Consider the following 11,863-nt stretch of genomic DNA (forward strand, 5'->3'; position numbering starts at 1 on the left):
GGGCCCTTGAGGCCCCGCACCTCGGGGAAGGCGTTTTCTTCGGGGCAGAAGACTTCGTCCAGCACGATTTCGCCGGTGATCGATGCGCGCAGACCCACCTTGCCGTGGATGGCGGGGGCCGTGAGGCCCTTCCAGCCCTTTTCGAGCACGAAGCCGCGAATGGCGCCTTCATCGTCCTTGGCCCAGACGACGAAGACGTCGGCAATCGGGCTGTTGGAGATCCACATCTTGCTGCCCGAGAGCGAATAGCCGCCGGGCACCTTCTTGGCGCGGGTGATCATGCTGCCGGGGTCCGAGCCGTGGTTGGGCTCGGTCAGGCCAAAGCAGCCGATCCATTCGCCGCTGGCCAGCTTGGGCAGGTATTTCTGCTTGGTGGCCTCGTTGCCGAAGGCGTTGATGGGCACCATCACCAGCGAGGACTGCACGCTCATCATGGAGCGGTAGCCCGAATCAACCCGCTCGACTTCGCGCGCGATCAGGCCGTAGCTGACGTAGTTCAGGCCCGCGCCGCCGTATTGCTCGGGGATGGTGGGGCCGAGCAGGCCCAGCTCGCCCATTTCGCGGAAGATGGCCGGGTCGGTCTTCTCGTGGCGAAAGGCTTCCTGCACGCGCGGCAGCAGTTTGTCCTGGCAGTAGGCGCGGGCGGCGTCCTGCACGGCGCGCTCGTCGGCTGTGAGCTGGTCGTGCAGGGCAAACGGGTCTTGCCAGCTGAAGGGGGTCTTGGGCTTGGAGTTGGACATGAAAGGCTCCGGTCGGTAAGTGAAATTCAATCGGGAATGACGGCCGTGACTTCGATCTCGACCTTGGCGCGCTCTTCCATCAGCGCCGCCACCTGCACGCAGGTCATGGCCGGGAAGTTCTTGCCCATGATCTCGCGGTACGCACCGCCCAGCTCTTTCAGGCGGCTGTTGTACTCGACGCGGTCGATCACATACCAGGTCATGCGCACCATGTGCTCGGGGCCGGCACCGGCTGCCTTGAGCACGGCCGCGATGTTGGCCAGCGCCTGGTGCACCTGCGCGATGAAATCGTCGCTCTCGAACTGCTGCTGCGCATTCCAGCCGATCTGGCCGCCAACGAAAATCTGCGTGCCGCGTGCGGCCACACCGTTGGCGTAACCCTTGGCGGGCGCCCAGCCCGCGGGTTGGATGTTCTCGTGGATCATGGCGTCTGCCTCAATTTATAGCGCTGCACCTTGCCGGTTTCGGTACGGGGCAGCTGGGTGATGAATTCAATCTCGCGCGGGTACTTGTACGGCGCGATGGTGTTCTTGACGTAGTCCTGCAGGGTTTTCACCAGGGCCGCATCGCCCTGGTAGCCCGGTTTGAGCACGACGAAGGCCTTGATGATCATGCCGCGCGCCTCGTCGGGCTTGCCGACCACGCCGCATTCCGCGACGGACGGATGCGTGAGCAGACAGCCTTCGACTTCCGGGCCGCCCACGTTGTAGCCGGCGGTGACGATCATGTCGTCATTGCGCGCCTGGTAAAAGAAATAGCCGTCCTCGTCCTGCATGAACGAATCGCCCGGGTGGTTCCAGCCCTTGGTCACGTACTTGGTCTGGCGCTCGTCCTGCATGTAGCGGCAGCCGGTCGGGCCGATCATCGCCAGGCGCCCGACAGTGCCGCGCGCAACCTCGTTGTCGTCGTCGTCCACCACCTTGGCGATATAGCCGGGCACCACCTTGCCGATGGCGCCGGGGCGCACCTCGCTGCCCGCCGACGAAATGTAGATGTGAAACACCTCGGTGCCGCCGATGCCGTCCAGCATCTCTATGCCGGTGGCCTGCTTCCAGAGCTGGCGCGTGGCATCGGGCAGCGCTTCGCCGGCGCTCACGCAGATGCGCAGGCTGGGTGCGCCGATCGACTGCATGAAGGGAGCCATCTGGCGGTAGAACGTGGGTGCGGTGTAGCAGATGGTGACGCCGTGCTCGCGCATCTGGCGCACCATGGTCTCGGGGTTGTAGCGGCCGTCGGGGTAGTAGATGGAGGCGCCAGCCCACATCGGGAAGACCAGCAGGCCACCCAGGCCAAAGGTGAAGGCAAGTGGCGGCGAACCGGTCACCACGTCGTCCGCCGTGGCCTTGAGCACGTGGCGCGGCCAGGCATTGCAGGCGGCCAGGATTTCGCGGTGCGTCGTCACGCAGGCCTTGGGCACGCCGGTGGTGCCGCTGGTGAAGGCCAGCAGCGCCACATCGTCGGCTGCCGTCGGGCAACCCGCATACTGGGCGGATTGCCTGGCGGAGCGCGCCTCAAGGCCATCGGCGCGGGTGGCATCGCCAAACACGATCATGGGCACTTTCCCTGACCGCACCTGCGCCACCTGCTCCATTTCCTGCAGCAGATGCGCTTCGCACAGCGCCAGCGCAGGCAGCGCCTTGTCAGCCACCTGGTCGAGCTCCTTGGCACGCAGCAGCGGCATGGTGGCCACGGCGATCAGACCGGCCTTGACCACGGCCAGCCAGGCCAGCGCCATCTCGATCGAGTTGCCGCCACGCAGCAGCACGCGGTTGCCGGGCACCAGCCTGCACTCATGCAGCAGCACGCCGCAAATGCGGTTGACCTCGGCATCCGCCTGCGCGTAGCTCAGCGTCTGGCTGGGCGCGCGCAGAAACGGCTTGTCGGCCCTGCCGCCGGCCAGCGCCTTGGCAAACAGCGCGGTGACGACGTTGGCCTGATCCTGGATCTGCTGCTCGGGCAGGTCATAGCGGAATTCGGGCCACTGCGCCTTGGGCGGCAGACGGTCGCGCACGAAGGAATCTGTCTGAGCGGATGCAACAGTCACTTTTTCATCTCCTGCAGGGCGGCCTTGCCAATGATCAGCTGCTGCACCTCGGTCGCACCTTCGTAGATGCGCAGCGAACGGATATCGCGGTAGAGCGATTCCACCTTGCTGCCGACCATGACGCCCAGGCCGCCATGCATCTGCAGCGCCATGTCGATCACGCGCTGGGCGTTTTCGGTGGCGGTCATCTTGGCCATGGCGGCAGCGACGCTGCGTTCGCGCTGATCGCCCTGGCCGGTGTCGCGCATCCAGGCAGCGCGGTAGGTCAGCAAGGCGCCGGCGTCGATCAGCGCGGCCATTTCGCCGAGCCTGGCCTGCGTGAGCTGGAAGTCGGCCAGCGTCTGGCCGAACATCTTGCGATGCTTCGCATGGTCGATCGCCTCGGCCAGCGCGCGGCGGGCGAAGCCCAGCGCGGCGGCGGCGACGCTGGCGCGGAAGATGTCCAGCGTCTGCATGGCCAGCTTGAAGCCGCCGTTCACCTCGCCCAGCATCTGCTCGCCGTCCACGCGGCAGCGATGGAAGGTGAGCGTGGCCAGCGGGTGCGGCGCCATGACCGGAATATGGACGGAATCATCCAGCCCTTCACTGCCGCGATCGACGACGAAGGCGCTGATGCCCCGGCTGCCACCGTCAGGATCGGTCTTGGCAAAGACGCAATAGAAATCGGCGATGCCGCCATTGCTGATCCAGGTTTTCTGGCCATCCAGAAAATAAGAATCATCTTTTTGGCCTACAACGCAATCAGGGCGTGCGTCAGTAGCTCTTAATTTCATTGCAGCCACGTCTGATCCGGCCTCGGGTTCGGACAGGGCAAACGCGGCGATCTTGCGGCCGGCCGCCACCTCGGGCAGGTAGGCACGGCGCGTGGTGTCGCTGCCGCCCAGCGATATCGCACCGCTGCCCAGACCCTGCATGGCAAACGCAAAGTCCGCCAGCGGCGAGTAGAACGCCAGCGTCTCGCGCAGCATCACCAGGGCGCGCGAATCGAGCTGCGGCAGAGCGCCGCCGAACTCGCCGGGTACGCAGTAGCCCAGCCAGCCGCCCTGCCCCAGGCGCTGGACCCAGTCGCGGCAGGCCGCGCGGTCATCGGCCTCATCCACGCGCTGGGCGTTGGCCCAGTCGGGCAGCTCGGCGGCAATGCGCCGGTGCGCCTCGTCGAAGAAGGGCAAGGCCAGGTGCGATGCAGAGGGGCGCAGGTGCGTGGCCTGCAGGATGCCGGTGCTCATCAGTCGCCTCCGAACACGGGCTTTTGCTTGGCCACGAAGGCTTCGTAGGCGCGGCGGAAGTCCTGCGTCTGCATGCAGATGGCCTGGGCCTGCGCCTCGGCCTCGATCGCCTGGTCTATGGTCATCGCCCATTCCTGGTTCAGCATGTTCTTGGTCATCGCGTGGCCGAACATCGGCCCTGCGGCCAGCTGGCGCGCCGTGGCCTGCGCCTTGCCCAGCAGCTCGCTGCTTTCGTGCAAGGCGTTGAAAAAGCCCCAGGCCAGGCCTTCGTGCCCGGTCATCGCGCGGCCGGTGAACAGCAGCTCGCTGGCCCGGCCCTGGCCGATCACGCGCGGCAGCAGCGCGCAGGCGCCCATGTCGGCGCCGGCCAGACCCACGCGGGTGAAGAGAAACGCCGTCTTGGTCAGCTCGCTGCCGTAGCGCAGATCACAGGCCAGCGCCATCATGGCGCCCGCTCCGGCGCACACGCCGTCGATCGCGCCGATGATGGGCTGCGGGCAATGGCGCATGGCCTTGACCAGATCACCCGTCATGCGGGTGAACTCCAGCAGCTCGGGCATGGTCATCTTCGTGAGCGGGCCGATGATGTCGTGCACGTCGCCGCCCGAGCAGAAGTTGCCGCCCTCGCCGGTCACCACCACCACCTTCACATCGGTGGCGTAGCGCAGGCCGTTGAACAGGTCGCGCAGCTCGCCATAGCTGTCGAAGGTCAGCGGGTTCTTGCGGTCCGGGCGGTTGAGCATCACGGTGGCGACGCCATCGTCGCCGCACTCCCACGCGAAATGCCGAGCCTCATAGCCGGAGCGCGCACCAAATTGCGGGCGCATGGGGTTGTTGGAAGCGATGTAGTGTTTCATTGGGTCTCCAGTTCCAGATAGTGGCGTTTGACCTTGCCCAGCAACTGGTGCAAGGCGCGGATTTCCTCGGGCGCCAGGCCGCCCAGCGCGGTGACTACCCACTCTTCGTGCGCCTGCGCCATGGCGCGGAATTCCTGGCGTCCCTTGGCGGTGAGCTGTACGCGAAACGCGCGGCGATCGTCCTCATCGGTCACACGCGCCACCAGCCCCTCTTTTTCCAGCTGATCGGTCACGCCCGTCACGTTGCCGCCCGTGACCATCATGCGTTTGGAGAGCTCGCTCATGCGCAGGCCCTCGGGCTTGCGCTCCAGCTGCGCCATCAGGTCAAAGCGCGGCAAGGTGGTGTCGAACTGCTCGCGCAGATGCGATCGCAGATCGCGCTCGATCAGCTGGGTGCAGGTCAGCATGCGCAGCCACAGCCGCAATTCCTCGGGGTGGCCCGCATGGGCGCGGGCTTCCATGTCTACAGGCGCCATCTCACATCACCTCTCCGCCACTGACGGAAATACCCTGCCCGGTGACCGCACCGGCACTGTCTTCGCACAGCCACAGCACGGCACTGGCGACTTCATCGGGCTGCACCAGGCGCTTCTGCGGATTGCCCGCCGCAAGCTGCGCCCGCGCCTCATCCTCGCTGCGGCCGGTCTTGGCGACGATATTGGCGATGCTGTCCTTGAGCAAGTCGGTTTCGGTATAGCCCGGGCAGACGGCGTTGACCGTGACGCCCTTGGTGGCCAGTTCCAGCGCCAGCGCGCGCGTGAGGCCCAGCACCCCGTGCTTGGCCGCGCAATAGGCGCTGACGTAGGCGTAGCCGCGCTGTGCCGCGGTGCTGGCCACGTTCACCACACGCCCCCAGCCGGCGGACAGCATGCCCGGCAGCGCGGCCTGGGTGCAGACCATGGTGCCGGTCAGGTTGACCGCCAGCATCTTGTTCCAGAGCGCCATGTCCATCTTTGCAAACGGCACGCTTTCGGCCTGGCCAGCGTTGTTCACCAGCGTGTCCATGGCGCCAAAGCGGCCCGCCGCCTGCGCAAATGCCGCGCGGACGGCTGCCGGATCGGCCACGTCGGCAGACACCGCCTGCAGCCGCGCGGCCGCGCCGGCGCTGCCCGCAAGCTGCGGCAGGCGATCCGCCGCCACCGGACTGCGCCCGAGCATCGTCACGCGCGCGCCACGGGCCAGCAGCGCCTGCGTGACGGCAAGACCGATGCCGCGCGCACCACCCGTCACCAGGCAGTGGCGCGCATCCCAGGCAGGTGCAACGGCGCTCATGGCACTCACGCCGGCACGTGGATGGCGGCGGCCGCGATCTGCGCCGCGATCTGCGCCTTCTCGCGCTCGAACAGCGCCTCCATCTGGCGTTTGCCCTGGTAATACTGCCTGGGCCAGGCGATCGGCGTGTAGCCGATCCTGGCCGCCTCGGTCAGCGTCCAGTTCGGGTTGGCCAGGTGCGGGCGCGCCACGGCGCAGAGGTCGGCGCGGCCTGCGGCGATGATGCTGTTGACATGGTCGGCCTCCGTAATCGCGCCCACGGCGATGGTGGCGATGCCCGCCTCCTGGCGTACACGGTCGGCGAACGGGGTTTGCCACATGCGGCCGTAGACCGGCTTTTCTTCCTTGCTGACCTGCCCAGCCGAGCAATCGACCATGTCGGCGCCCGCAGCCTTGAAGGCCTTGGCGATGTCCACGGCATCGGCCGGCGTGATGCCGCCCTCCACCCAGTCGGTGGCGGAGATGCGCACCGACATGGGCTTGTCTGCCGGCCAGACGGCGCGCATGGCCCTGAAGACCTCCAGCGGGTAGCGCAGGCGGTTTTCCAGGCTGCCGCCGTACTCGTCCTGGCGGTGATTCGTCAGCGGCGAGATGAATTCGGAGAGCAGATAGCCGTGGGCGCAGTGCAGTTCGATCCAGTCCACCCCGATGTCGATGCAATCCTTCGCCGCCTCGACAAAGCGCTGCTTGAGGTGCTCCATCTCGCTCTTGCTGATTTCCCTGGCCACCTGGCTCACGCCCTCAAGGTATTGCTGCTCGGAGGCGCCGACGATGGGCCAGTTGCCCGATTCCAGCGGCAGGTCGGTGCCATCCCAGGCCAGGCGCGTCGAGGCCTTGGCGCCGGCGTGGCCCAGCTGCATGGCGAACCTGGCGTCGGAGTGTTCGTGAATCCAGCGGGCAATGCGCTTCCAGCCCGCCTTCTGCTCCGCCGTGTAGAGGCCGGGGCAGCCCGGGGTGATGCGGCCTTCCGGCGTGATGCAGGTCATCTCGGCAAACACCATGCCGGCGCCGCCCATGGCGCGTGCGCCCAGGTGCACCAGGTGGTAATCGTCCGGCAGACCATCGACGCACGAATACTGCGCCATCGGCGAGACGACGACGCGGTTCTTCAGCGTGAGGCCGCGCACGGTGAACGGCGTGAACATCGGCGGCGGCGGCGTCTGGTCGTCCGCCACCGTCAGACCATCACGGCGCGCCAGCCAGCGCTCGTAGCCTTCCAGCCAGGCCTTGTCGCGCAGGCGCAGGTTCTCGTGGCTGATGCGCTGGCTGCGCGTGAGCATGGAGTACATGAACTGCGGCGGCTCCAGCTGGTCGCAGTAGCGCTCGCCGCACACCTCGAACCACTCCATGGCGTTCCAGGCGGCGTTCTGCAGGCGCAGCGCCTCGATGCTGCGCGTGGCCTGGTACTGCGTCAACACATCCTCGATCTGGCCAGCGCCGTCGCCCAGTTCGATGAACTTGCGCGTGAGATCGATCGCGTCTTCCAGCGCCAGCTTGGTGCCCGAGCCGATGGCGAAGTGCGCCGTGTGCACCGCATCGCCCAGCAGCACCACATGCGCTCCGTTCTGGTTCCTGAACCACCAGTGGTCGCACTTGACGCGGGTGAAATTGATCCATGCCGAGCCGCGCAGGTGGCGCGCGTTGCTCATCAGCCTCTCGCCCTGAAGGTTGTCGGCAAACAGTTTTTCGCAGAATTCGATCGACTCGTCCGGCCCGGCGTTGTCCAGGCCATGCGCCTTCCACACATGCTCGGGGCATTCGACGATGAAGGTGGACGTTTCTTCGTCGAACTTGTAGATGTGCGCCTGGAACCAGCCGTGCTCGGTCTTCTTGAAATCAAAGGTGAAGGCGTCGTACTGGCGCTTGGTGCCCAGCCAGATGAAGCGGTTGGGGCGCACCACCAGTTCGGGCTGGAATTTGTCGGCGTGCAGCGTGCGGATCTTGGAATTGATGCCGTCGCTGGCGATGATGAGATCGGCATCCGGAAAATCCAGATCGGAGTCGACATCGGTCTCGAACACCAGTTTGACGCCCAGTTCCTCGCAGCGCGCCTGCAGGATGTTGAGCAGTTTCTTGCGCCCGATGCCGACGAAGCCATGGCCGCCCGAGCGGATCACCTCGCCCTTGAACAGCAGTTCGATGTCATCCCAGTGGTTGAACGCCTGCTGGATGGTGTCGGCGGTCGGCTTGTCCCACTGGCGCATGTTGTCCATCGTGGCGTCGGAAAACACCACGCCCCAGCCAAAGGTGTCATAGGGCTTGTTGCGTTCGACGACGGTGATGTCGTGCGAGGGGTTGCGCTGCTTCATCAGGAGCGCGAAATACAGGCCGCCGGGGCCGCCGCCGATACAGACAATCTTCATGGATGAACCTCTGGTGTGCTGTGGCTGGAAGATGGGTGTAATTTATTTATGAATAGTTTAAATGTCAAGTAATTCTTCAAAATAAACCATCGAGAGGCCCCACACCGCATCCCGAAAGCCTGCGCCCCTGCATGAGGCACGGCGCCGGGCGGCACAGGCTTCACTGCCGGTGGTACCACAGGCAGCCATCGCCCCCCGGATTCGATTGCACCTCGCCACGCGCCACCAGGTAATTGAGGTGAGCCAGACTCTCGCCCGTGGCCAGGCTCATGAGCATCTGATCCGACGTGATCGGCCGGGCGAACAGCGCCGGGAAGACATCCACCACCCGCTTCGGCTCATGCAGCGCGGCGCGCAGGCGATCGAGCGATTCATGGTGGCTGCGCCGCAGCTGCGCCAGCCGCGCGTGCAGACCGTGAAACAGCCGGTTGTGCGCCGGCAGCACCAGGACATCATCATGCAGCTGCTGCTGCAGCTTGTCGATCGAATCCAGCCAATCGCCCAGGGGATCGGCTTCGGGTTCGGTTGGAAAAACCGACACATTGGACGAAATGCCGGCAATCACCTGATCGCCCGAAATCAGCAGCTGGCGTTCTGGGCTGTACAGGCACGCATGCTCGGGCGAATGCCCCCGGCCCACCACCACGCGCCAATCGATGCTGCCGATGCGGATGCTCTCGCCATCGGTCAGGCGCCGGAAGCTGTCCGGCATGGCGTAAATCATCTTGCCGAAGCCGCCAAAACGCGCGCGGTAGGTCTCGATGGCGTCCTCGGTCCATCCGGCCCGGCGGTAGAACTGGATCGCGTCCTCCGGCGCCTCGCGCCCGGTGTCCGCAGCCAGGGCGCGGCAGGTCAGGTATTCCAGCCGGCTGATCCACAGGCGGCAGCCGAACTTGCGCGTGAGCCAGCCCGCCATGCCGATGTGGTCCGGATGCATGTGGGTAACGATGACGCGCTTGACCGGGCCGGCCAGGGTGCCCGCGAACAGCGTGCGCCAGGCATCGACGGTGACGGTGGACCAGATGCCGGTATCCACCAGCGTCCAGCCATCGCCATCGCGCAAGGCCCAGAGATTGATGTGGTTGAGCGAAAACGGCAGCGGCATGCGGATCCAGTAAACACCATCGGCCACCTCCTTGGCCTCGCCGCTGGCAGGCGCTTCACCGCAGGGGAAGTCCAGCCCTTGCGCATCGTGTTTGTCCATGGATTGCTTTCTGCCTTTGATCAACGGGCTGTGATTGTGCGCCATGGCCACGGCTCCTGGGCGGCTTCCGGCGCCCATGCGCCAAGGCCCAAAATCCACGTAGAATCCGCCGCTGTCAGGAGAGAGTGCCGCCGCAAGGCCGGCGCCGCCGAAGGCGCCAGGCTTCACGCTCAAACGCTCAGGCAAAAGGACTGGCAAGTGCCCCGGCAACGGCGCACCCACCCTGCTGGAGAGAGAAGCCCGCAGCCACCGCGCGGCAGGCTTCCACCGAAGGAGCAAGCGCGGCATCGCCCGCGTGAATCTCTCAGGTAAAGCGGACAGCCGGGCATGCCCACACCCCGTGGTGTGCCATGCTTTTTCCTTCAAGGAGTCCGCGCTTGTCCGATACCGCCCTGCTCACCACCCCACTGGCCGCGCTGCACCAGGAACTCGGCGCGCGCATGGTGCCCTTTGCCGGTTACAGCATGCCGGTGCAATACCCCGCAGGCCTGATGGCCGAACACCTGCATGTGCGCGCGCACGCGGGGCTGTTCGACGTCTCGCACATGGGCCAGCTGACCCTCTCCGGGCCCGATGCCGCTGCCGCGCTGGAGAGCCTGATGCCCGTCGATGTGGCAGGCCTTGCCGTCGGCAAGCAGCGCTACGGCCTGCTGCTGAACGAGGCGGGCGGCATCATCGACGACCTGATGTTCTTCCGCCAGCAAGAGCAGCGCTTCTTCGTGATCGTCAACGGCGCCTGCAAGGTGGGCGACATCGCCCATATGCGCGAGCGCATCGGTGCGCGCTGCGCAATCGAAACCATGCCCGATCACGGCCTGCTGGCGCTGCAGGGGCCGCAGGCGGCCACCGCGCTGCAGCGCGTGGTGCCGGGCGTGCAGGCGCTGGTTTTCATGAGCGGCGCGCACTTCCACTGGCAAGGCGCGGAACTCTTCATCACGCGCAGCGGCTATACCGGAGAGGACGGCTTTGAAATCTCCGTTCCCGGCAACCAGACCGAGGCGCTGGCCCGTGCGCTGCTGGCCGAGCCCGAGGTCCAGCCCATAGGCCTGGGCGCGCGCAACTCGCTGCGCCTGGAAGCGGGGCTGTGCCTGTACGGCAACGACATCGACACCAGCACCACCCCGCCCGAGGCGGCGCTGAACTGGGCGATCCAGAAGGTGCGGCGCACCGGCGGCGAGCGTGCAGGCGGCTTTCCGGGTGCCGAAAAAATCCTGGCGCAGATCGCCGACCCGGCCCAGCTCACGCGCAAGCGCGTGGGCCTGGTCGCGCTGGAGCGCGTGCCAGTGCGCGAGCACACCGAGCTGCAGGAGCTGGACGGCAAACCCGCAGGCACCGTCACCAGCGGTCTGCTCGCGCCCACGCTGGGCAAGCCGATCGCGCTCGGCTACCTGCCGCCGGCCCTGGCCGCCGTGGGCACCAAGGTCAATGCCATGGTGCGCGGCAAGGCCGTGTCCATGGAAGTCGCCGCCACCCCCTTCCTGCCGCCGCGCTACCACCGCGGCTGATTCCCTGCCCTTATTCCAATTCCATATCATTCGAGTACGCGAAGGCGAAGCGAAGACAGTGCTGTAGCACGGCGAGCGAAGCCGACAAAGTAATCGATTGATCTGGAAATGGAATTACCTTCTCTTCAACGGAGCCCCGCCATGAGCATCAAGTTTTCGCAAGACCACGAGTGGGTCGATTCCTCCAACCCCGCAGCCACCTCCGTCGGCATCACCGCCCACGCGCAGGATGCGTTGGGCGACGTGGTGTTCGTCGACCTGCCCGAAGTGGGCAAGACCTATGCCGCAGGCGACGTGGCCGGTGTGGTCGAGTCGGTCAAGGCCGCGTCCGACGTGTACATGCCGGTCTCGGGCGAGGTCGTGGAAGTGAACGAAGCCCTGCGCGCCGATCCGTCGCTCGCCAACAGCGACCCCATGGGCGCAGGCTGGTTCTTCAAGGTCAAGCTGAGCAACGCGGCTGAAGTGGACGCGCTGATGACGGAAGCGGCCTACAACGACTTCACCAAGGCGTGACGAGAGGTTGAGCGTTCAGCGTTGGGCGTTGGGCGTTTTGCATCCCACGCTGAACGCTCAACGCCGAACACCCAACCAAAAACAATAGCTTGCTGCACTTGACTGGCGCGGCTTTCGAACATATTTGATCTATATTTCC

General features: G+C 65.9%; 11 protein-coding genes and 2 riboswitches. Of the genes, 2 read left to right on the forward strand and 9 right to left on the reverse strand.

The annotated features are described in order from the left end of the window. The 9 genes from K320_RS0116800 to K320_RS0116840 all read right to left on the reverse strand — a co-directional run. Nucleotides 1-740: acyl-CoA dehydrogenase family protein (locus K320_RS0116800; RefSeq protein ID WP_024539962.1), on the reverse strand; the 740-nt coding region annotated here is incomplete at its 3' end. 26 nt (nucleotides 741-766) lie between these two features. Beyond that, nucleotides 767-1,165: a RidA family protein gene (locus tag K320_RS0116805; RefSeq protein WP_024539963.1), complete on the reverse strand. Its 399-nt coding sequence runs from the start codon at nucleotides 1,163-1,165 to the stop codon at nucleotides 767-769. Next, complete coding sequence (locus K320_RS0116810; protein ID WP_024539964.1) at nucleotides 1,162-2,784, reverse strand: AMP-binding protein; 1,623 nt, start codon at nucleotides 2,782-2,784, stop codon at nucleotides 1,162-1,164. Before K320_RS0116810 ends, K320_RS0116805 begins: the two co-directional genes overlap by 4 nt. After that, entirely contained in the window at nucleotides 2,781-4,010 is a 1,230-nt protein-coding gene (locus K320_RS0116815) for an acyl-CoA dehydrogenase family protein (protein WP_051384972.1), read from the reverse strand. The genes K320_RS0116810 and K320_RS0116815 overlap by 4 nt, the downstream gene beginning before the upstream one ends. After that, nucleotides 4,010-4,867, reverse strand: coding sequence for an enoyl-CoA hydratase family protein (locus K320_RS0116820; protein ID WP_024539966.1), 858 nt, complete (start codon nucleotides 4,865-4,867; stop codon nucleotides 4,010-4,012). The genes K320_RS0116815 and K320_RS0116820 overlap by 1 nt, the downstream gene beginning before the upstream one ends. Then, a complete protein-coding gene (locus tag K320_RS0116825; RefSeq protein WP_084301290.1) occupies nucleotides 4,864-5,328 on the reverse strand; it encodes a MarR family winged helix-turn-helix transcriptional regulator in 465 nt (154 codons plus the stop codon). Before K320_RS0116825 ends, K320_RS0116820 begins: the two co-directional genes overlap by 4 nt. A gap of 16 nt (nucleotides 5,329-5,344) precedes the next feature. Then, entirely contained in the window at nucleotides 5,345-6,139 is a 795-nt protein-coding gene (locus K320_RS0116830; protein ID WP_024539968.1) for an SDR family NAD(P)-dependent oxidoreductase, read from the reverse strand. Between the two features lie 5 nt (nucleotides 6,140-6,144). Continuing rightward, on the reverse strand, nucleotides 6,145-8,502 hold the full coding sequence (locus tag K320_RS0116835; RefSeq protein ID WP_024539969.1) for a bifunctional salicylyl-CoA 5-hydroxylase/oxidoreductase: 2,358 nt from the start codon (nucleotides 8,500-8,502) through the stop codon (nucleotides 6,145-6,147). 160 nt (nucleotides 8,503-8,662) lie between these two features. Next, nucleotides 8,663-9,706, reverse strand: a complete 1,044-nt coding sequence (locus K320_RS0116840) for an MBL fold metallo-hydrolase (protein ID WP_029696280.1) — start codon at nucleotides 9,704-9,706, stop codon at nucleotides 8,663-8,665. Between the two features lie 106 nt (nucleotides 9,707-9,812). Further along, nucleotides 9,813-9,910, forward strand: a riboswitch (glycine riboswitch). Between the two features lie 12 nt (nucleotides 9,911-9,922). After that, nucleotides 9,923-10,037, forward strand: a riboswitch (glycine riboswitch). A 19-nt stretch (nucleotides 10,038-10,056) separates the two neighbouring features. Between K320_RS0116840 and gcvT the strand changes: the two genes are divergently transcribed. Beyond that, the gene (gcvT, locus tag K320_RS0116845; protein ID WP_034343859.1) at nucleotides 10,057-11,211 is read left to right on the forward strand and encodes a glycine cleavage system aminomethyltransferase GcvT; all 1,155 of its coding nucleotides are present in this window, start codon (nucleotides 10,057-10,059) and stop codon (nucleotides 11,209-11,211) included. A 141-nt stretch (nucleotides 11,212-11,352) separates the two neighbouring features. Further along, complete coding sequence (gene gcvH / locus K320_RS0116850; RefSeq protein WP_024539972.1) at nucleotides 11,353-11,724, forward strand: glycine cleavage system protein GcvH; 372 nt, start codon at nucleotides 11,353-11,355, stop codon at nucleotides 11,722-11,724. The last annotated feature ends 139 nt before the right edge of the window (nucleotides 11,725-11,863 follow it).

The organism is Comamonas badia DSM 17552, from assembly GCF_000484635.1.
Classification (GTDB): Bacteria; Pseudomonadota; Gammaproteobacteria; order Burkholderiales; family Burkholderiaceae_C; genus Comamonas_C; species Comamonas_C badia.